The organism is Microcoleus sp. Z1_B2, from assembly GCF_036700325.1.
Taxonomy (GTDB): domain Bacteria; phylum Cyanobacteriota; class Cyanobacteriia; order Cyanobacteriales; family Microcoleaceae; genus Microcoleus.
Genome location: NZ_JAUBOQ010000061.1, coordinates 1 through 22042, shown reverse-complemented (window position 1 = coordinate 22042; position 22042 = coordinate 1). Strand labels below are relative to the sequence as shown.

17 protein-coding genes, 1 tRNA gene and 1 pseudogene are annotated in these 22042 nt (G+C 45.4%); 10 read left to right on the top strand and 9 right to left on the bottom strand.

All coding sequences use genetic code 11. The annotated features are described in order from the left end of the window. Positions 1 to 20 precede the first annotated feature (20 nt). From QT984_RS26230 to QT984_RS26205, 4 genes and pseudogenes are all read right to left on the bottom strand, one after another. Entirely contained in the window at positions 21 to 458 is a 438-nt protein-coding gene (locus QT984_RS26230) for a hypothetical protein (protein ID WP_333056266.1), read from the bottom strand. Between the two features lie 321 nt (positions 459 to 779). Next, a pseudogene (locus QT984_RS29885) lies at positions 780 to 1974 on the bottom strand (RNA-guided endonuclease InsQ/TnpB family protein). 103 nt (positions 1975 to 2077) lie between these two features. Beyond that, a complete protein-coding gene (locus QT984_RS26210; RefSeq protein WP_333056271.1) occupies positions 2078 to 2821 on the bottom strand; it encodes a sigma-70 family RNA polymerase sigma factor in 744 nt (247 codons plus the stop codon). A 114-nt stretch (positions 2822 to 2935) separates the two neighbouring features. Continuing rightward, positions 2936 to 4204: a transposase gene (locus tag QT984_RS26205; RefSeq protein WP_333056272.1), complete on the bottom strand. Its 1269-nt coding sequence runs from the start codon at positions 4202 to 4204 to the stop codon at positions 2936 to 2938. 399 nt (positions 4205 to 4603) lie between these two features. Here QT984_RS26205 and QT984_RS26200 point away from each other — a divergent pair, with 399 nt between their 5' ends. Beyond that, on the top strand, positions 4604 to 4924 hold the full coding sequence (locus QT984_RS26200; RefSeq protein ID WP_333056273.1) for a hypothetical protein: 321 nt from the start codon (positions 4604 to 4606) through the stop codon (positions 4922 to 4924). Between the two features lie 32 nt (positions 4925 to 4956). Then, positions 4957 to 5241, top strand: a complete 285-nt coding sequence (locus tag QT984_RS26195; RefSeq protein WP_333056274.1) for a flagellar alpha dynein — start codon at positions 4957 to 4959, stop codon at positions 5239 to 5241. 66 nt (positions 5242 to 5307) lie between these two features. Here QT984_RS26195 and QT984_RS26190 read toward each other — a convergent pair. From QT984_RS26190 to QT984_RS26170, 5 genes are all read right to left on the bottom strand, one after another. Then, a tRNA-Ser gene (locus QT984_RS26190) sits at positions 5308 to 5392 on the bottom strand. Between the two features lie 34 nt (positions 5393 to 5426). Next, a complete protein-coding gene (locus QT984_RS26185) occupies positions 5427 to 6344 on the bottom strand; it encodes a TIGR04168 family protein (RefSeq protein WP_333056275.1) in 918 nt (305 codons plus the stop codon). Between the two features lie 291 nt (positions 6345 to 6635). Next, the gene (locus QT984_RS26180) at positions 6636 to 9866 is read right to left on the bottom strand and encodes an RNaseH domain-containing protein (RefSeq protein ID WP_333212678.1); all 3231 of its coding nucleotides are present in this window, start codon (positions 9864 to 9866) and stop codon (positions 6636 to 6638) included. Positions 9867 to 10067: 201 nt separating this feature from the next. After that, the gene (locus tag QT984_RS26175; protein ID WP_333212675.1) at positions 10068 to 13481 is read right to left on the bottom strand and encodes a pPIWI_RE_Z domain-containing protein; all 3414 of its coding nucleotides are present in this window, start codon (positions 13479 to 13481) and stop codon (positions 10068 to 10070) included. Continuing rightward, positions 13471 to 14985 carry a restriction endonuclease-related protein gene (locus tag QT984_RS26170; RefSeq protein ID WP_333339792.1) on the bottom strand — a complete coding sequence of 505 codons (1515 nt, stop codon included), beginning with the start codon at positions 14983 to 14985 and terminating at the stop codon, positions 13471 to 13473. The genes QT984_RS26175 and QT984_RS26170 overlap by 11 nt, the downstream gene beginning before the upstream one ends. 337 nt (positions 14986 to 15322) lie before the next feature. Here QT984_RS26170 and nadA point away from each other — a divergent pair, with 337 nt between their 5' ends. The 8 genes from nadA to QT984_RS26130 all read left to right on the top strand — a co-directional run bounded on the left by nadA (position 15323) and on the right by QT984_RS26130 (position 21811). After that, positions 15323 to 16291: a quinolinate synthase NadA gene (nadA, locus tag QT984_RS26165; protein WP_333056279.1), complete on the top strand. Its 969-nt coding sequence runs from the start codon at positions 15323 to 15325 to the stop codon at positions 16289 to 16291. Positions 16292 to 16583: 292 nt separating this feature from the next. After that, complete coding sequence (locus tag QT984_RS26160; RefSeq protein ID WP_333056280.1) at positions 16584 to 17201, top strand: TIGR04282 family arsenosugar biosynthesis glycosyltransferase; 618 nt, start codon at positions 16584 to 16586, stop codon at positions 17199 to 17201. Between the two features lie 418 nt (positions 17202 to 17619). Further along, positions 17620 to 18336, top strand: coding sequence for a TIGR04283 family arsenosugar biosynthesis glycosyltransferase (locus tag QT984_RS26155; protein WP_333056281.1), 717 nt, complete (start codon positions 17620 to 17622; stop codon positions 18334 to 18336). A gap of 114 nt (positions 18337 to 18450) precedes the next feature. Beyond that, entirely contained in the window at positions 18451 to 18960 is a 510-nt protein-coding gene (locus QT984_RS26150) for a photosystem I reaction center protein subunit XI (RefSeq protein ID WP_333056282.1), read from the top strand. A 57-nt stretch (positions 18961 to 19017) separates the two neighbouring features. Next, entirely contained in the window at positions 19018 to 19134 is a 117-nt protein-coding gene (locus QT984_RS26145) for a photosystem I reaction center subunit VIII (RefSeq protein WP_333042098.1), read from the top strand. Between the two features lie 340 nt (positions 19135 to 19474). Next, positions 19475 to 20029 carry a hypothetical protein gene (locus QT984_RS26140; RefSeq protein ID WP_333056287.1) on the top strand — a complete coding sequence of 185 codons (555 nt, stop codon included), beginning with the start codon at positions 19475 to 19477 and terminating at the stop codon, positions 20027 to 20029. Positions 20030 to 20167: 138 nt separating this feature from the next. Next, positions 20168 to 21055, top strand: a complete 888-nt coding sequence (locus QT984_RS26135) for a hypothetical protein (RefSeq protein ID WP_333056283.1) — start codon at positions 20168 to 20170, stop codon at positions 21053 to 21055. 183 nt (positions 21056 to 21238) lie between these two features. Beyond that, positions 21239 to 21811 carry a DUF2996 domain-containing protein gene (locus QT984_RS26130; RefSeq protein ID WP_333212670.1) on the top strand — a complete coding sequence of 191 codons (573 nt, stop codon included), beginning with the start codon at positions 21239 to 21241 and terminating at the stop codon, positions 21809 to 21811. The last annotated feature ends 231 nt before the right edge of the window (positions 21812 to 22042 follow it).

Here is a 22042-nt window from a genome sequence, read left to right as displayed (position 1 = left end):
CATTATGGATTATTTTACCTTTACATTTTTCTGGCTTCATCAAATATCTTGTCTAGCTCCTCGGAGTCCTTACGGTTGGCAGATTCCCCTGTATCGTCTGCCCAAATTGTTAGCATTCTAAAACATAGCTTAACTGATAACACTTTTTGAGTGTTGCAGTAATCAAATAATCTTGTCTTCCTGTCTGCTGGATTCTTCCATATCTCGTCAAATGATTTGAACGTGGCATATCCCCCAGGTACTTTACTCAGCATATCCCTGAACTGACCAGCAATTAAATAAGTATCTGGTGTTAAATTTAACTGCCTAGACGGAATACTTTCCACAGGAAGCTTTACCGTGTCTGACTGAAACTTTTCAGAGGTAATCGAGTTGGTAGCAGCAAAGCCGCTGACTGATGTAGATGACCACAGGAGACTTGCCACGAGTGCGATCTGGATTTTGCGGGATGTACTCATTTTTTGTTAAGAAAGATGTAACTAATGCCTAGACTCTAAGCGGTTTGATCTGACCGCTTATTTATTAGTTAGACGTTTTCCCACCCCAATTTGGGAATTTTTCGAGTTACAGGCAAATTTTCTCTCCAAAAATCTCCCCTCAACCCCTAGAACCCTTGCTCATCTTACCTTTTGGCTGCTGCAACATCTTCTCAACTTCCCCACATGCGGGATAAACAACGGCTGACTCAACGCACTTTCATCTCCAGACTGGAAGGGTAGTAGAGATGTAGGAATGATGGGTTGACACTCCCCGGCCTTGAAGGCGCGGGGATTCTTGGATCATCCAGTCGATTTGCTTGTTGATGTCACCACCAGCGAGTAGAGATCGGTCTGTCCCCCAGCGTGAATTCCGGCGTGCCCCGCCGTATTTAAATTAAATTTTGCCTGCTTTAACCCTTTCGCCAAAATGTTCAACGCAGCATTGTGGTCGCGATCCAATATCGTACCGCAACCACAAATATGGGTTCGAGTTGACAGGGTTTTCTTGACTAGATTGCCGCAATTTGAACAGTTCTGAGAGGTGTACTGTGGTGGAACAGCAATGACTGTTTTGCTGTACACTTTCCCGAAATATTCCAAATAATGATCAAGTTAGTGACCAGGCTGCATCGCTGATTGATTTAGCGAGCTTGTGGTTTTTAACCATATTCCGAACCTGAAGGTCTTCGTAGGCTACAAAATCGTTAGATTTTACCGCGCACAACGCCGTCTTTATGGCGAAGTCTTTACGCTGCCTGCTGACTTTCCGGTGTTTTCTTCCTAACTTGTTGATCGCCTTTTTCCGGTTCTTGGAACCTTTCTTTTTCCGAGAAACTCGCTTCTGCAATCTCTTCAAAGCTTTTTCACTCTTTCGGAGGTAGCGAGGATTAGGAACTGTTTCGCCGTCGCTATCAGTATAAAAGTGGTTCAATCCCACGTCTATTCCAATAACCTTACCAGTCGGAACAAGTTCCTCTTTCCGCTCCACGTTGATACAGAATTGGGCGTGGTAGCCATCGGCACGGCGCACAATCCTAATTCGTTTAATCTCATCAGGCGCATAAAAATGCAAATCCCGACTACCGATTAACTTGAATCTCCCAGCAGCAAATCAATCTTTAAATGTTAGGCATCTTTTGTCACTAGAAAGCGACCAACCGGACTGCTTGTACTCAACAGAGCGAGTATGTTTCTTGAACTGCGGGTATCCTTTTTTTCCTGGCTTCTTAGCTTTGCAGTTAGCAAAGAAACGCTGGATAGCAAAAATGGCACGTTCGGCGGAAGCCTGACGTGCCGTCGAATTAAGCTTGCCTGCCCATTCAAACTCTTTTGCCATAACGGCGCATTGTTTGTACAGGTCTACTAGCTTAATCCCTTGATTATCTATCCAATGTCTAAGAGTTTTGTTTCGCACAAATTGAGCCGTCCGAATCATGTTGTCGATGATTCGATACTGCTCCGCTTTGCCCTTCAACTTAAACTCTAATACTATCATTTCAATAGTCTACCACTATTACAGAAACTTTGATTTGCAAGTCTGTATCTTTAACGAATCTTCACAGTCTCTGTAATTAAAGCCGTCCTATAAGGACGGGGCTTTAGACCCAATTTCTTGGTAAAGTTTCCAGACATAGTACGGTGACTTGATAGCTAATTTCTTCATCCTGGCTTTTTGGGGGAATTAGTGATTCCCAATTGCATTGGGGTTGAGACTTTTCTGGCAAAGGAATTACCAACTTTAAGGCGGGCGAGGAAGAATTTAGAGGAGTATCATCTTCACCGGCCAGATATTTGGTTAAATGCCTTCGCAGAATACGTCCGGCTTTGGTCACGCATTTGCGGACGTTTTCTTCAGAGCATAGAAAGAGCTTGGCAATATCTTGATAAGATTTATTTTGGTAGTGGTATAAGACAAAAGTATCGCGGAGTCTGGGAGGCAAGGAGTCAATTTTGTGGTAGATATATGCCGGCAATTCCAGGTCTATAAGATTAGGTTCAGTAAATCCTAAGTTAGAATAAAGTGCGGGATAATCTTCCAGTTTAATCTCGTCTATGTTTTCAATTATTAATGTTTCTCGTTTTCGTTTTCGATGGAAATCTATGCAGAAGTTATAGAGAAGTTGAGTTAACCAAGCTTTAGGACATTTAATTTGAATTCCATAGTTTTGCCATTCATTCCAGGCTTTAAGCATTGCCTGACTCAATACTTCTTCGGCATCGAGTGGGTTTGAGTTCATCCACTTGAGACAGCAATGGGAAAGATAATCTTGATGCGCCTGCCATTCTTCCCAAAAAATTGTATTTTTATCTTCAGTTTCATCCCACAGGATTGATGCAGCCACTGATTGAGAAGATGACCTGATTTTTTGAGGTCTATGGCTATTGCTTTCCATTTACATTTACAGGAGATTCCACATTTATGAAGTACACCCGCCTATCTTGACATCTCCCCATGCCTAAAGGCGAGGGGATTCATAAGACCACAATTTAAGTCTTACAGGTGCTGAAAAGTCACCTCTACCAACTCCACTTAGATCGAGTCCAAGTATTGTTGCTACTTTACGACCAATATTTGCACAACCATTGCAATCTGCATTAATTAGCCACCCCTTCGCTGTCCGATATAATCCACGTTTAATTCTTGTTCCCGAAGCTTTCCACCACTCGGATTTTTCGCCGATTTTAGGCAGTTCGTCAGCATCGAGAAAAGAAGTTTTTGAAGTAGAGGATTCTTCGGTTTCGACGAATTTAATTCCGTACTGTTCGCCGAGTTGAGCAATTCTATCTTTTAACCTACGCGTGGGAATCTGAACAAATTTTTGATTGGTATTTGTACCCAGATTTAGCGAATCTTTCTGATGCTTGTTCCATCCAAATATGACTGTACCAATCTTGGATGATATACAATGATCGATAACCTTACGAGCAGCTTTATTAACTGCATCCCGCATTGTTCTATTTCTGCTTTCGGTCAGCCGTTCCAGTCTTTTCGACCAGAATCCATTGTCTTTTCCAGACATCAAGCTTGCCACTCGTTTGTTATAGCCTTGGTTGATGGACTTGAGATGCTTTCCGTCTACGATGAATGAAGTTCCAATATTGCTGACACAAGTTATCCAGTTGTCCATCCCGTGGTCGATCATCAATACATAATCAACGTTGACATCGGATTGAACAGCTTCTTTTTGGTAAACCAATTCTAGATAAAAACATCCGTTTCTGGGTAAAATCCTGTACTCTCGAATCGAAGAATGCTCCTTATTAGATGGCATCGTCAGATAGAACGCATCTATGCCAAACCAAGCTTTAACTTGCTTCCCTAAAGGAAATCGCAACATTCCATCTTTTAATTTGACTGATCTACCTGTAAAAGTTACAAGGGCTAATCCACCTTGTCTGTATCCAGGAAGTCTTGGATGTTGCGTCACTGTCCCTTCTTTGATTCCAGCAAGCCCGCCCAAATAGGATTGGAAAGATTCAGCAACGCTAGTCAGTATCTGCTGTGCGGTATCTGAATAAAAAGCTTTATAATGAATGTTTCGATTGTCCGTTTCTAAAACTTTATGCAGCTTGGCTCTACTCGGTATCCTGCCAGTTTTGAAGAATAGTTGTCTGGCATAATAATTTCCACAATTAATTAACTTTGAGGCTTCACTACACAAGAATTCTAAGACTGCTTTCAATTCTTTGTCTGGACTAATTAGATTTTGCTGGCATCCATACATTCTGTTTTCCTCCTTGCTCTATATTAGCATAGTATTCTTGATTAAAGGTAAGGATTCAGGTCTAAAAACTTGCGGCTCCAACGCTTGTCTGGCAAGGGTTTTAGGGCAAACTAAGGGTTTTTGTCTTTCGTGGTTAATTGTCAATAAACGAGGATAAGTGACAGTTTTTCGTGGTTTATTGAGAATAGAGATTGATTTAGTATCAAGCTCCATATCTAAAGTCTTTGCCCAGCAAGGAGTTCAGTGACCTGAATCCTTACCCACTGCCTGACAACTAACGACTGAATCCCATCCCCCTTAATTGGGGGATTTTCGTGTCTACAAGTTTTGTCTACAATATGTTGACAGTGTAGACAGATATCAGTTAGTGTAGACAAATACTGTATACAGGTGTCTACAATGAGTCAAAGTCAAGTCGTATCATTCAGGGCTTCTGGTCATTTTCTGAACTGGATAGAAGCTCAGAAGCTAGACAGTGAGTCGCTTAGTCAAGCTGCACAACGCATTCTCAAGGAAGTCTCAGGCACGTCTACAGCGCTGTCTAATTTGTCTACACCTATAGTGTCTACAGTGTCTACAGACTTGTCTACACAAAGTAATGATAGCGTCGTGTCTACAGAAATTGTAGACACTGTAGACAAGGCTGTAGCCGATCGCCTTGACCCGGTGATGGAGCGGATGGCCGCCATTGAGGAACGGCTGGGAAAATTGAGTGCCTGAGTGATGGCAAAGATGAATCACTCAGGCAGGAATTGAAAGCGGCCAACAAGCAGCTTGCAGAATGGGATAAGGAACTGAACCAGTTGCATGAGCGCAATGGTGACTTAGGACTGAAGGTGCAAATGCTGGAGCAAGAACTCAAGGAAGTGCAGCGCGATCGGGAAGAAAGTAAAAACTCGGCTCCGACCGTCGCAGAATTTCCAGAGCCGGCCGACTTGCTCAATCAGTTAAAAGCGCAGCGTAAAAAGTCGAGGGCGGACTTGGCAGATATGGAGGTGGTTTTGGACATATTAGAAAACCATTGGCGCGAAAGTTGAGCGGAAAATGGTTTTTCTTGCTATGCAGTCAACCTGAAACCCTTAACGGACAAGAGAATTGTTAAACGGAGAGGGTGGGATTTGAACCCACGGAACCTTGCGGTTCACCTGATTTCAAGTCAGGCGCATTCGACCACTCTGCCACCTCTCCCGGCGCATAAATTTTATCATACCAGCAAATGTCTCTAACTACAAATAGCTGCAGATTCAGTGCGCCGATAAAGAATTTGTTCTCTTTCTACCGCGAAATCTTCGCCTACCCATACCAGGGACACTTCCGACACTGCTCCATTTTCCAGCAGGACGATCGAGAAATTCCGCAATTTCGAGCACTCTCTCTCCACAATTCGCGGTACGCTGGCCGCATTCAAATACACCGTACCCTCTGCACTCACCTCCAGCGACTTCCGCAACTCGTGCTTTGTGTGCCGCAGTTTGTGGTGCATATGACCAAAAGTTACCAGAGGTATGTGCTTTCCTGTGGTACGAGTTCGATCGATCGCCTCCGCAAAATCCGGGTCGCCCCAATCCCCTCCCAGTGGCTTCCAATCTCGCCCGCAGGGGTCTTCAGGAGCCTCTCCTAACCCCGTCGGGCCCGTGTGACCCAAAAAAATCACATTTTCGCAATCGGCATCCGCCGCAGCCGCTGCAATGCGCCGCGCCGACTCCTCAAAACTTTCTACCCCAAACCACTCCGAGTAAAAATCCCCGTACTTCCACTCCGAACCCCCCCAAGTAAACGGGCGGCTTCCCACCACAGTTACGCCCAATTCGGGAAAATCCCGTTTCCCGTAACCGACGTGAGCTTCTCCCATTAAATCTAACTGCTGTTTTACCCAATTTTCTTGAGTGCGATCGTAAGGACACTGACTGCGGCCCCACTCTGTCGCCGTGTACCAAGCATCGTGGTTCCCAAACACCGCTGCTTTCGGAATGTCCAATTGGGCGATCGCCCGCACCACCTCCACCGACTCATTGCCAAAATCCCCCACAAACAGCACCAAATCAACGCCCAGATGCTTCAGGGCCTCGCCGTCTTCAGCTTCCCAGCGATCGTGAACATCCCCAACCACCGCAATTTTGATAGATTTAGCCTCATTCATGTGATTTGCGTTCGTTCGATCGATCCCTTACCGCTTAAAAATTCCTACTAAACTTACCAATTTTCGGCAAATCCAGCCTTCACTAATTATACAGTGCAGCCTCTCCCAGGGAATTTGAGATTTTAGATTTTAGATTTTAGATTTGCTCAGCTTTCTTCATCTTTCACTCCAGGGCGCAAAAATTCTCTCCCCCTTTGACATGAGAAGCGATTGGCCTGAAGTTAAGCCCGTTAATCACCGACTCCAACGCCATAAAACTCAAGCGAGTCGGGACAGAACCCCTAGACTGAATTATTCCTCCCTATCAGGTTCCGCCGACCTTTCTTCATCTTCAATTGCAAATTCGCTGATGTAATCTCGCACGACACGCTCGAAGAACAGGGTGGCCGGTAAGCTCGACCAGTCGCTGTAGTGACCGAAACCATAGCGCAGAGATTCTACCAGTGCAGCAAGGCGATCGGGCTTGTCATTTTCTTGTCGCAAGGTAACAACAATCTCAAGGGGATTGGGAGTTGTCCACTGACCCAAAAACGGCGGTTTGCTTGCGATTTTGTCAACTTTTAATTTAGCTTTATTTAAAAGTTTGCCTTTGGAATCATCAGATTTATTGGCAGCTTCGTCAACTTTTAAATCAGCATTATTTAAAAGTTTGTCTTGAGAATCCTCAGCTTTCTTGGCAGCTACGTTAATTTTTGTTGAGCGATAGCAACTTTGACCGCGTAATTTACCTGGTTTTTCATTTCTTACAGATAGATAAGCAACACAACCCGTTTGATTAGTTGCACTTAGTCGAAATAATCCCTTTACACTAGAGGCTGAAGGAATTTCAAGGGTTGAAGTCAGTTCTTTTTTTGTCCGCGTATCTTCCAGAGAAGTTTCTGTTAAATATCGGACTTTTTTATCTATAATTCCAGGGGCGAGGTCTTGGCGAATCCGAATTATCCGCGCGCCTTTCCATTCTTGCTCCATATGTTCGTGCAAGGGGCTTCCCGACTGGGTTTCAAAATTAATCTGATTTGCATTCATTTTAGAATCGGCAAGCCAAGACCAAAGTTTCACGCAGTTGGAAGAATCGATCGTAACTAATGGTTGATTTCCCTCCTCTACAGAATTGGAAATAATCTGCTTGACAAATTCCATGAAACGATTCCGACGCACATCTTCTTTGTCAGCCAGTTTCACGGGGGAGATTTGGGAAATGAAGGCGATCGCATCAGAAAACTTGCTCCAAGGACTGATTTGTAAACTATTCCTATCATAAGCACAGCACAGTTCGCACTCGCCTGTCTCCACGTTGAGACGCATAGCAATTGGTAAAAATGTCTTCTCAATAGAGCCGCGAGCGCGACCTTTCTGTTTGCGGACGATCGTAATCCCAATAATTTCTTTGGGTCTGGCTTCTTGAGGAGTATCTTTTAGCCATTTGTCAACCTTTTCCTTGACATCATCAATGCGGCCAGAATGAGCCCAAAGTAAGTCTTTTAGAGCCGCTTGCACTCGATGGGAAAAATTATCGAGGTTGAGAATATTTTTGTCCTTAGTTTTTTCAATCGGTAGCAGAAACTGCACGCAAGAACCAGCGATTTTAGCCAGTGCTTGACGGGAGGAGGGTTTATTCACCGAATCATCATGTTTCTTGTCTGGATACCATTCCCGTGCCATTACCAGGCAAAAAGTTCGCTGTTTGCGTAAAGCAAGTTGTTGGACGATCGACTCCCAGGCTTTTATGCGGTTTTGCGATCGCTCTTTCGCTTTCAAATTTGCACCGGGCAATGACTCTCTCGGCCCGTGAGTGTTTGCTGGCAAACGATTAGCCATGAGTTCGATCGCACCACCCCACAGAACTGGAATCATTGCTTGCAGCAGTTTCACTTCGGTTTGACATTGTTCTTCGTAAAAGACAACAAGCAACAGTCTTTCGTTAGGATATAGCCGACGCATAGCTTCCTGGTTTGCCTGAATCATCGCCTTGAGTTCTTTTAATTGACAAACCAATTTAAGGGCTTTTCTGCCTTTTGCAATATTATCTAAATTGATATCAAGGTGTTTAGTGAGCAAGCTGTTTAACTCATTGTCCTCAAAGCTTTCTAGATATTTGGGAGTCAAATCATAGCAGTCGTCTTTTTCGAGAACTTCTAAAGCAGCACCTAACAGAGTAGGCAAATTAATCATGCGTGAAGCTGTATCATCTAATTTGTGGCTTTCACCTCTCTTAAAATTTACAGGATAGTAATTATCAAAAGCTTTAAAACCGATAGGTTCAATAATTTTGGCTATCGACTCAAAAGCTTCTAATTTATCAATCTCCGGTACGCCTGCGTCAATTCCGTGTTTCCCTTCTTGCAATCCGTTGCGGTAAGTTAATACTACTTTACAGCTATCCGTTGAAGCTTTCCCCAAAGCAATTTGGGAACCATCAATATTTTGACCGTTAGGGGTTTTCAGCGGGAGTTTTAGCTTGCCGCGCAAGGCTTCAAAATCTTTATCGATCGCCCAAAACCAATTTTTCTTTTTGTCGGGTTGATTTTTCTCAGGTTTTTCGGAATCGGAAAGCACCGTGTAGCGAAAGGTGCGATCGCTATAATCATCAGAAAAGACAAAGCCGCTAATATTTGCTGAGTTATAGCGTGCAGGTTGTAACCCACTTAACCAGCGGCGTTTGGAAACATCTATCTTCAATAAAGGCTGGTGCAAAGAAGGATAGGTTACAACTTCTAAGCGTACCACCAGACTGAATGTTCCTGTAGTGTCGGGTAGAGTAATGGGATCGGTAATCAATTCTGCCATCCCAGTTGTGAGGCTACCACTGCTGGAAATAACCCGCTTCATTGTTCCTAGCTCCTGAAAAATCTCTTTTCCCGCGATCGCACGAGCTGCATAATCGACTAACACGCGATAATCATAATTGTTGCTGTGTTTTGTAGTTCCTGTATTTGGATTCCATTTCCAAGGTAAAACTTGAGACTCAGACGGAGTAATTGTTAACAACTCCTTTCGATCGTGCAAATCTTCCAAACGGTCGATAACTTCCACTAGCCCATCTTCTTTTTCAGCAAAAGGTTTTAGGAAATTTGTTATCCACTCGTTGATAATTGGGCGTAACGCTTTCTGGATATCTTGTGTACTTTCGGAATTTAAGTAAGCAAATGGTTCCGGCTCATTTACACTTTTAGAATTCAACGAATAGTTACTCAAACCTACATTTGACTGAATCCGTGCGGCACTGTCAAGTCCTACTTCTAACAAACCTCGCAGCGAGGCATAAGGGAGATTTTTGATGGCTGAATCGCCCTTGCAAGCAGCTTTTTGGATAGTTGAAAGCTCATGTAAAGCAGATTTTGTCCAACCTAGTGTCAAGCCTTTGACTGTTACTGGCTCGATATTATCTGGCACGGTAAAAGCTAGGGTAATTTCTTTCAGACTCTTATTCGCAAGAGGAATGTAAAGAGTGTCTGAAACCACAGTAGCTTCAGTTTCTTCGTCATCATCGGATTCGATTTCGTCAAAAATGTCGTCGTTCATGGTTGCATCTCCAATAATAGTGGTTTCCTTTATAGTCCTGGACGCATGGGGGCCAGAAACCGGGTTTTTTTACGAAAATATTTCGTTACAGCCCGTAGATTCGGTAAAAAACCCGGTTTCTTTGGTCTGAGTGCGTCCAGGAGTGCTTTACTTCGCCGTCGCGATCGAATTCAATTTCGTCCAAAATTTCGTCGTTCATGCTTACATCTCCAATAAAGGCGAAAAATCATTAAAATCGTCTTCTTCCTCTGTCAAACCTTCTGAATCGCGTAAACTTTCCGGGTAAACTATGCCATTAATGCGCCGCAGGGGCTCCAGAAATGCACCGTAAAGTTCTTGATAAATTTCTCGAATCACTGGATCGGGATGCTTGACGCATTCTTCTAAAATAATTCGCATTTGAACTAGCATACTGTCCCGCCCGGAGTCAGGTTCATTTTTAGTGGATTTAATAGCCCAAGCTGCATCGACAAAGTAAACTTGTACCGGACACCCATTTCGCATCCCGCGCCCGATAGTTTGCAAAATCCCAACCATCTGATTTGCCGTAAACGGTTTAAATAAATCTTCACCCAAACGGCTAGCCATGAGAGGTTCGCGCAACAGTCGATTCGCCGTTTTCCATAGTTGTTTTCTCGACTGTTTCCAAGCATTAGAAATTGCAGGCAAGCCTTCTATTTCAGTAAAAACTCGACTGTCAAATTCTTGGGTAGCTTTGCCGGCGAGGCTGTACAAAAGTTGCGTATCGTCAGTGGTGGGGTGGGGACGGGTGAGGAAATAAATTGTGCCAATCGCTGCATCGAGTTGCCTATCTCCTTTGGTAAAAACAATATTCACGCCTCTACCGATCGCCAACATCGGAAAAATGATAATATCGCAAGTTTCATCATCTCCTAAAGCCTCGCACTGAGCCGTGGTAACGAAATCTGTGGGTTGCTCTCCGTTTTTGAGAAAATTAACAACTGCTTTGGTTCTTTTGCCGATTTCTGGATGGTAATCGTTGATAAAATTCTTAACGTTCCGAGCTTGTTCGTAGCTGTTAACAATTAAGGCAGCTTTGCGGTAAATACCATGTTGCACGTCAAAGTTGAGGATGGATTTGTAAATTTCAGATTTCTTGGTTCCTCCTTGCACCAGCGCGTCTACCATTTTTTTTAAATTACGATCGCGCAATTCGCCTGCACCGCTATATCGGAGAGGTTCATCGCGCGATTCGCGATCGGGCAGCCATTTGAAGCGGTAAAAGCTCTTTTTGGGTTCGTGTTCTGTTTGCCGCGGTTTCAGCAGATAATCCGGCCCAGAGTTAATGTGATAAGCAGGACTTGCTTCGAGAAATGAGGTAGCTGAAGTCATTAAAACTGCCGGCGCTGTCAGTTCGCCATCTGCCTCAAATAACTGATGAAAACGGTGCATTAACATCCGAGGCGCGCCCACAAAAATAATATAAGACAGTTCCACATTTCGGGCTTGAGAGCGAGTAGTTTGTGCCGATTCACAACTGTATTTCACGCCCGAAAAAGACCCCAAAATATTCTCAGGAATCAGTTGTCGCAGTTCGGGTGTTGCCGTTGATTCGACAATCGGTTCCCGAAGCAGTCCTTCTGCTACCATTGTTCGAGTTTGCGGTACGATACGCTGATAGCCTAAAATCACAAAAGTAACGCAAACAAGTAAGGTAATCGTATCCTGAGCTTCGCCTGATGCAGTGGCATCCTTAAAACACAAAGGCAAAAACAATTCGGCAATTTCTTTGACTATTTTATCGCGCCGTTCGATCAGATTCTCCGCTAAATAACGACGAAAATAAAGAATTTGAGTTTCCCATTGCTGTTTGAGCGTGTCGGCGTTTATTCCCAGCCTTTGAGCGCACAGATCCATGTTTAGCCGATCGTGCGGTTCAATGCCAGTGCGATCGTAAAAAGCATGGTAAGCAGCCGTTTCCCAGAATTCTTTCAAGGCTCGACTTTTGCTAAATCCCTGTTTGACTTCCTCTTCGTCAAGGCGATCGCGTTTAGAAGTTTTCTCATAGCCATCCAACAAATCGCTGACTATTCTCAGAACGGTTAATAACTGATTCTCATAGCGTTGGCTCACTCGCGATGAGGGCATATTTTGAACGGCAGTAATTAATGATGTATTGCGATCGCCAAATTCCGATAAATTGCGGCTGTAAAGTTCTACATTGCGGTCGAACAATCGATAGTTTTCTCCGCGAGCAAAAGGATTGTGAATTTGCTCTTGAATGGCTAAATGGATAGATTCTTTCGCCCCGGAAAGTTTTAAAGTTGCAGCACCGTAAGCATCCAGATTTGATTGCACCATATCTGCTTCGTCAAAAACTACGACATCGAATGTCCGGGCAATTAATTCAAAATAACGAATGCGCTCGCGAATAGCATGGGGTGGTACTTCCGTATCCATTGAAAGAACGTGGCCGACCCAAATATCGGCATCTAGCAAATCGCGGGGTGCTTTGTGGCGACCGCACATCGTCCAAACCGGACAAAGATACTTTTTCATTTGCCCTTTTTTGCCACCGCTTTGTAAAATTTCATTGCAGGGTGCATAACCAAATCCCCACATCGAAGTATCAGCAGTAGAAAACGCAGGTAAGACGCAATTTAAGCCAAAAACTTCTGCTTGTTCCAAACTATAGCCAAAGCCGCCATTTCCCCCTGATGCTGCGATCGCCTCGGCAATATTGTTAGCGTGTCGGCGGCGAGTTCCATCGCTTTGACCGACTAGCATTCCCACTTTAATTTCATGAAATGCTAGTTCTGCCATGTACTGTCTGGCAACTTCAATAGAGGGAAACACAAACATCGCTTTATAACCGCGTTTTCCCAACCACACAGCTATTAATACGAGCAAAGTTGTTTTGCCCGATCCAGGCAGTCCAATTAAGTGCTTGATGCCTTCTAATTCGATGACTGTTTCTTCCCGCAAACCCTTGCCAATTTCTGGCACCTTAAGTGCAAAATGTTGAAACCGTTGTACCCAGCTACCCCGTCTTTTTTCAGGGTGATTTGCTTCGCGTTCATCCATCTCAACTGCTAACTCGTACAGTTCCGCAAGGGGAATGCGGATTTTTGCTTTCGGGGCGCGATCGAGGGAATGGGTGCGGCGCGGCGCAAGTGGGGCTGCGATCGGCCCAATTGGCACTCTCGCGGCTGTTGTTTCTTCACCTAAAGCAACGGCCATTGGCTGGCGGGGATCGGCAAAGGTGGCGCTGTAAAATTGGTGTGCTAAAGGCTGACCCAGAATTTGACGTGCTTGGGCAATTAAAGGGTCTTCTAGGGGGTCTGTGCGTTGAAAGTGAAGTGTTTCTAAGTTAATTTTATAGGTTCCTTGAGTTTTGTTGCGGTAGTGGCGATCGTTATAAATAGCAACGGCGTGTTTCACTGACTGTTCTGTTACGTAAGCCAGCGACATCAGGCGCATATTGAAAATGGCTTGGCGGGCTTTTGCCAACGCGGGTGCATTGATGATACTCGCCATTCCCGATATCGTTAAAGGGGCATATTCTAGGGAATTAGTTTCGATAAATTCTGCCATCAAGACACACAGCCAGCAAATGCGATCTATTCCCGTCCAGAAATCTGGTTTAATTCTCATATTTGATTTTCTTTAACAACTGTATGACTTGTGAAACAGACATAATTTCGAGAGTAGCAGGATCGCCTTTTTTATCGATCGCTGACCGGAAAGTAGAGAGGTAATCTGGCCGCTCCTCAATTAATTGGTCGCTGACGGCAATGATGCGGCGGCGGTAGTGAATCAGCCCTCCGATGCCAGTGCGGTTGAGGCGCAAAGCAAGGGAGACAGGACTGGTGTATGACTTAGCATCAATGCCGATATTGCGACCGTTAATTGCTACATCGCATAGGTCTGATTCTGGGTAAAGTTCGGCATCTAGTCCGTTTTTTATGGCTGCCTTAAAAATTGCTAATTCGTCGATCGCCGGCCCAGTCCAATAGGTTAAAATTTGCGGTTGGGCAATCAGCAATCGGTCTTGGTTTGGGTCTGATTTCTCCGAAACTTTTGCTGTTGAGGAGTTGTGACCGAGGCATTGGCGAATCGGACATCGCCCATCGGGAAAAAGTTCTTTATTGGGATAGGGGCGCATCAGCGTACCGCAATACGCGCAGCGATGAGCGTGTCCGTCAATTAACCAGACATCCGGCACGCTATCAAAAAAGGTGTCAACAATCATTCCCTGTAAAGGTGTTAAATCGTTGTCACGTAAATACTCTAAGAGTTGGTGTTCTCCGATGAGCGATCGGCTGCCAAATAGCGATCGCAAAGCCGTATAAGCTTTGTGCTGGCGGCGAATTCCCAATCGTTCAGTTGCGTCGCGCAACCGTTGGTACAGGCGGTGTTCGATGATATTATCTTCGCCAAAAGTACCTTTACTGTTGGCAATTACTGCACAATCTGGGGTTGGCACTCGCAAGTCTGGATCGATGAGAATTACTTGACCAGAGTCAAAATCGGCGTGACAAAAAATATCTAATTCCCACTGATCGAGGGGATATCTAGCACGTTCCAAAACCGTATGCACGCAAGCGGCGCGATCGCTTTTTCCAGATTCGATATATAGCCTGCCCAACTTGCACATAGCCCGATAAAGTTCCGATGGCATACTATCATCGTCTTGGCGAACGATGTCTCGATTGAGAATTCTTGTGTATTGTCGCAGAATTCCCTGGGCTAGCAATATAACAGTATCTTCAGCGAGATCGATCGTGCTGGCGTGTCCTGTGGGTAATGGCAATGTCGTTGTTTGCATTTGTGGCAACCAGGTTGGGTCTTGACCATCAGTCTCGGCAACAATTTGTTGCTCCAATGTTGCGTCGGGGAATGAGGGTAAAACTTGAGCGATCGCGGCCAGTGTCCAGCCTTTCTTGAGCAAAAGTGCTGTTGCCAGTCCTTCTAAAATCTGCCGAAACCGAAATTCTTGACCTTTCGGCTGTGACAGGAGTTGCTTGGCTCTCCACGATCGCACAGTTCGTAAGGCTGGTGGTTCCACAGATAGCCCAAGCTGCTCAATCTGTCGTTTTAGTTCTTTTGTCAGAAACTCAGCAGTTCCCTGCCACTGGCGATCGTCTTCAAAGTACATAGATGTATAAAACCAACCACTTTACAGCGTATACTGATTACAGTAAACGATGTAAATAAAGGATGTCAATAGAGGCTACTCAAAATACTCGTGGCTCAAGGTAGTCATTTACCTGTGAATATCTTGCGGGATAAAGCTTTCAGTCTAATTAGAGTCAGGTAAAAACTTAGCTGAGTCCACTCTTGGATCGCAAAATCTTGCTCCCATTGCCAGTCAGTCGGTTAACCTATGGCAAATTTTCTACCTCTGGCCCAACTGCCCACCGTTTTTGGTGAATTCAACTATAATTCAAAATACACTTGAGTCCAGCCCGCACCTTCCCCGGAATATTCTAACTGTGTTTACCACCGCACCTGCTCCGAACTTTACTCAAACCCGACTGCCCGACGACTTGTTTGCAGCAATTAACGCCCTCAAACAAGAGTTAAACGCCGTCATTCTCGCCCACTATTACCAAGACTCCGAGATTCAAGACATCGCAGACTTCATTGGCGACTCCCTAGAACTTGCCCGCAAAGCCGCCAACACCAGCGCCGATGTCATAGTTTTTGCCGGAGTTCATTTCATGGCTGAAACCGCAAAAATTCTCAATCCTGACAAATTAGTATTGTTGCCCGACTTAAATGCTGGGTGTTCCCTCGCCGACAGTTGCCCTCCCGAAGCCTTTGCAGCTTTCAAAGCCGATCGACCCGGACATTTGGTAATTTCCTACATTAATTGTACCGCCGCAATTAAGGCAATGAGCGATATAATTTGCACCAGTTCTAACGCGGTTAAAATTGTCAACCAAATTCCCGAAAATCAGCCGATAATTTTTGGGCCAGATCGCAATCTCGGCCGCTACGTCATGGAACAAACTGGCAGAAACATGGAAATCTGGCAAGGAGCCTGCATCGTCCACGAAAACTTCTCAGAAAAAAAGATAGTTCAACTCAAAATCGAGAATCCCGAAGCCGAAATAATCGCCCACCCCGAATGCGAACCTCCCGTGCTGCGCCACGCTAATTACATCGGCTCTACCACTGCTTTGCTCAAATATTCTCAAGCTAGTTCCAGCCAAGCTTTTATTGTCGCGACTGAACCGGGAATCATTCACCAAATGCAAAAGCAAGCTCCGCACAAACGCTTCATCCCCGCTCCTCCCAACAATAATAGTTGTGCTTGCAACGAATGCCCGCACATGAGATTAAATACCTTGGAAAAATTGTATCTAGCTATGAAAAATCAAACCCCTGAAATTACCATGCCCCTAAATATTCAACTAGCAGCCTTGCAGCCGATCCAGCGAATGCTAGAAATGAGCTAATCGCTGGCTATTTTTCAGTAAATACATTGTAAGCTGTTCGGCATTTAAAGGACTTGCGTAAGGTGCGTCAGCATCTAAGGTTTTCCGTTTCAGCGTAAGGGTTCGCGAATGACGCACCCTACTAGCCTCGTTACTGGTTTAAATGCTCCACAGCTTATGCTGGGTTGGCCGGGGCGATTAAATTAAGTCCTGGCCTAACCCACCAAGCTCGATCGGCAATCTGTGAATCAGTTGTCCACTCTTTCTCTTCTTTTCCTCTGCGGTGCCTGCCTTTAAAACTCATGAACAATAAATGATGTCGGAAAAACTGATTGTTTTCACCCGCTATCCCGAACCGGGAACAACCAAAACTCGACTAATTCCGGTGCTGGGAAAAACAGGCGCTGCTAACCTTCACCGTTTGATGGCCCAACGGACGATCGCCTGCGCGCTCTCTCTCGAAAAAACCCGCGGATTATCGGTAGAAATTCACCGAGCCGGCGGCAGCCAACAACTGATGCAAGAGTGGTTGGGAAGTGATATTTTTTGTGAAAATCAAATAGACGGTGATTTGGGCGCCAGAATGACAGCAGCGTTTCAAAACTCTTTTAATTCAGGGGTTGAGAAAACAGCAATTATCGGCACTGATTGTCCTGGTTTGAAAGCAGAAATCATGGCACAAGCTTTTGAGGCACTGAGCCACCACGATTTAGTTTTGGGCCCGGCAAAAGACGGAGGTTATTATCTGATCGGGCTGCGGCGATCGATTCCGGAATTATTCGGTGGCATTCAGTGGGGAACCAGTGAAGTATTTGCTTGTACGCGGGCGATCGCCCAAAAGCTCGCTCTCAATATTGCTTATCTTCCCACTCTTGCAGATATCGATCGACCTGAAGACCTCCTCGGTTTAGATATTAATATGTTGAAATAACTAAACTATATTTAATTTCTTTCAATCATTAGTAATTGTCATATTTAATTAAATAAAACTACTTGATTGTGAAACCATAAGGTCATAATATAGTAAGTGTATTTGTCTAACCAAATGCTGAATCTCAGTAGCAGTTAGACAGCGCTTGGGACAATAGTCCCAGGCGCGAGAAAAAACAAAAAATTAGCAAATAAATTAGCAACTAATAGATCGGCTTTGTACAAAACCCGCCCTGCCACAGGAAAGCCCAATGTAGGTGCGAGGCTATTGTAAAAAATGAGCAACTAATAGCTTGGTTTTTTACCAAACTCTCCCACCTTAATTAAGGCAAAATGTAGGGGCGAGCCTGGGGTCAGAAATGGGAAAAATCAGCTTTGTACAAAACCCGCCCTCTCTCTCACGGGTTGCTTAAGTCTGTATGTCGCCAGAAAATCCCAATCTCAAAATTTCCATTATCATTCCAGTCTTAAACGAAGCACCTACAATAGCCTCAGTCATCTCCACCGCCCTTGAGGCCCAAAATGTCGAAATAATTGTCGCTGACGGTGGCAGCAGCGACGGTACTACAGATATAGCAAAATCTTTTGGCGTCCGAGTTATCTCCACCCCCCCAGGCCGCGCCACTCAAATGAATGCAGGTGCCACCGCTGCTGCTGGAGATATCCTGCTGTTTCTCCACGCAGACACTCTGTTGCCTCGCGGGTACGACGATAGCGCGCGTCGGGTACTAGCTAACCCGTCTGCTGTAGCGGGGGCCTTTCAACTCCAGATTGACGCCCGCAGCCTGGGCCTCCGGCTGGTAGAAACAGGGGTAAAGTGGCGATCGAACTTTCTGCAACTGCCCTACGGCGATCAAGCCATTTTCCTCAACGCAGCTACTTTTGACCAAATCGGCGGTTTTCCCGACTTGCCCCTCATGGAAGACTTTGAATTCGTGCGCCGATTGAAAAAACAAGGTCGCATTGAAATAGTACCCCAGCCAGTCCTGACCTCCGCCCGTCGCTGGCAGCAGCTTGGGGTGATCCACACCACCGCCATTAATCAAATAGTAATCATCGCTTATTTCCTGGGAGTGTCGCCCGATCGACTCGCTTTCTGGTATAAGAGGCAAAAGAAAAATTCTTCCAAAAACTAAAGAATAGTGAACTTTTCTAAAGCTCGCCGTTAATTATGTAAATAGGAAACACGTCCCTGCGTAAAATATGACTTGAACGCCTCAACTTTTACGCACAGCGAGGACACACAGAATATGGCAGATCCCAGAGATGCAGAGCTTATTAAACCCTTTAACGGCGACCCCTTCACGGGTCATCTAGCCACCCCCATCAGTGCTTCTGATTTCACAAAAGCATTTATTGGGAACTTGCCGGCCTACCGCAAAGGACTCTCACCCCTAGTTCGAGGTCTAGAAATCGGTTTGGCACATGGTTATTTCCTCGTCGGCCCTGAAATCGTCTTCGGGCCCCTGCGGGATTATCCAGAAGCAGCTAATCTCGGCGGATTAATTACAGCCCTCGTATTAGTTCTGCTTGGCACAGCAGGTATGTCTGCCTACGGTTTGGTCTCTTTCAAGCAAGACAACACCAGCTACCCTAGCGCTAATCCCATGACTCCCGATTCCCTCAGAAATGCTGAAGGCTGGAGCCAGTTTACCGCTGGTTTCTTTATTGGTGGAATGGGTGGTGTCTTTGCTGCCTACTTCTTACTCGAAAACTTTAACGGCGTTGATGCCATTTTCCGGGGTTTAGTCAACAATTAGACTCGACTCCCACATATCCCTGTTGGAACACACTAACTTTAGTTTGGAGAATTTGATATGACAGGTTCCTACGCTGCCTCTTTCTTGCCTTGGATTTTGATTCCCCTAATTACCTGGGTGATGCCAGTTGTGGTAATGGGTTTGTTGTTTATCTACATTGAAAGCGACGCCTGATCCTTACCTCTAAAGTAAGACCTAAGTTGGAAAGCCGAAGTAATAAGACGATTGACGAACAATTGCTCTGACATTTCTAGATAAATCTAGGGAAAATCAGCAAAAATTGTTTTGAGATTGCTGGCTATCCGAAAACTTAGTTTCTTTACTCCCATCCCCAGAATTTATCTGTGGAGCAATCTTTCAGTTTTCTTCCTTCAAAACTCATAATTGCAAAAAAATCCTCCGCCTGCAGGCAGAGGATTTTTTTACAAAGAAGACAAATCATCCGCTCAGAGGACACAAATTGCCAAATTCTAAGCCACAATTGTTATGGAAACCTACTAATGAGGAGACAGCGATGCAATTTTTCCCCGCACGCCGCATCTTAGCTCCATTCCTGATCTCGGTACTGCTGCTGGTGACCGCCTGCGGCCAAACCCAAGCCCCATCACGCTGGGACAAAGCCCAGGAGGAAAGCACCCAAAAACCTGGTAAAGCACAGCAGACAACTGCTGACAAATCAACGGCTAGTAATCAAAACCTGCCCAAAAAGGCAGTTGCAGGCGGTAAGTTAAATAAATACTTCCCGTCTTCTGGGAGTGGATTCGATCGCGTTTTTGCTCAAGAAAAATCCGGTTTTGCTGAAGCTAAGTTGAACAAAGACGGTAAAAATGTCGCGGTTCTCTCAATTAACGACATCGCCGGCAACCCCAGCGCAGGTGCAAAATTCCAGCAAAGTACCAAGAAAATAGGCGGCTATCCCGCAGTTAATCAAGGTGCTAATATCACTGCTGTTTTAGTGGCAAATCGCTATCAGGTGAAAGTTCAATCCCGGACTTCCTCTTTTACCGCTAGCGATCGCGAAGCTTGGCTGTCAAAATTTAACCTGGGCGGCCTCGCCCGCCTCAAGTAGCCATGTCTTTTTTCCAACTCGGCGCCCGACTCAAGTCTGGCGCTATCAGAACTAAGTCGGCCACTATGAGACTGTGAAGTTTTGCAATCTGCCAAAAGTAATACCTTTGATTTTCGTTTCAGCATAAGGAGTTTTTTTGTGAGCAAAACAGTCTTTGAATTAGTCGATCAACTGCCTCAAGACAACATGACTGTCAAAGCCCTGCGAGCGCTTGACTTTGTGGTTCCCGGCGAGTGGAACAATTTAGTTGGCTTTGAAAATACCATTCGCACCGTTACTGGCGAAACAGACGAAGAACTGATCCAGCAAATTGGCGAGCGCGCCATCTACCTGTACAACGATAAATCTGAGGGCTACCAGCGCGCTCTCTGGCTCTACCAAACTATTGACAACGCCGACAAGGCTTTGGGTACTGCCGCCCTCGCTAACAAAGTCTCCCAAAATGTGCCGTTTTTGTCCCTTCTGGGCAATCTCACTCCCAAGCCGGAAAAAGCTCAAACGATCGACCTTTCTCTGAAGTTAGTCACTGAGTTGCTCGCTTTTTGCCAAATTAACGGTATTCCCGGCGACAGCATCGGCGATTTTGCCGCTTCCTTGGGCGACTACGGCGGCGAATCCTTGATGCGGATGGCTGCTTTGGTTTGTTTTGATGGTTTGATTCCCCTGGGCCCAGACTTTATCATGGCAACTCAGTCTTGGATTCAGAGGCTCTCCCCCAGCGATTTGCAAGAGAATCAGGCATTTAAGTCGATCGGCGGCATGATTCCTGGGGGCTCTCCCGCAGGCCAACTCGGCTTTATCGGCGAAAGCTTTAACTCGGTTTCTGGCTGGATGAGCTCTTTTGTGAGCGATCGAGGTTTGACTCCCCAAAACGTACTCGGCCAATTGCAGAATTTTGTAGACATTTCTGCCGACAAGGTGGACTACGTGGGCGCATTCCTCGATATCACTACCAACTACTACGAACACACTGGTGTTCAAACTCTCGCCCGCCGCTTGATTGAACGAGCTGTCGCTGAGATTTAGAATAACCAAAGGAGTTGTGATCTTGGCGGACGATCGCCCTGTGAGAGTGTTTTGAGTTCAAATTTTTTTGACTAGCCATTCTCTCAGGTTGGTTTTCGATAAAATGTGTGCCCTCAAGAAAGTCGATCGCCCGCTTGCTCAACTCCCAACTCCTTACCCAATCACTTTTACCAGGAAGCGTTAATGTCAGAAGAACCGAAAAATCCTACCGCTGGCGAATCCGAAACTCCCAGTGCTGCGATCGATCACGCCCCAAGTTCCGACGAACCAGACACAAGCGACTTACCCAGCACTGACAAGCCTCCAGCGGCTGCTAAAAAGCCCCCAGCCAAGGCCGAAGGCGACAAGCCCCCAGCTAAAGCTAAGAAGGAAAAAGCACCTGCTGTTGAAGACAAGCCCTTTGCGGAATTTATTCAACAAGATTATTTGCCCGCTTTGCAAACTGCTTTGACTAAGCAGGGCGTTAAGGATTTAGAGGTGAGTTTGGCAAAGCAAAAACTCCCAGTTGCTGGCATGAGTTCCGCCGGAGATTGCTGGCAGGTAATTGGCAAATTCCAAGAAGGTCAGCGCCAATTTAACCTGTATTTTCCTCAAGAAAATATTCAAAGTCAAAGGGCGTTTTCCTGCGCTGAAAATAATACCAAAACCAGCACTTTAGAGCCTTTTTTGATAGATGAGCGCAAGGTAACACTAGACCTCATGGTGTTTGGCGTCGTCCAGCGGCTTAACGCTCAAAAATGGCTAAATCTTAATTAACCTGAGTTCGGGATAAGAAGAGGGGGGGACAATAACTTACTCAAAGTCAACCCCTACTCCCCTTCTTAAGGCAAGGCTGTTTCATTCTCACCAAAAACATGAATTTTGACTCTTGTAGTGCCTTTCTTTGCCTACCCCCGACCTAGAGGATTTGATCCCACATTCCGCACCCCCAACTGGCACATAGGCAGATGGAGGGGATAAAAGTGAATCATCCGAGATAATAGTGAG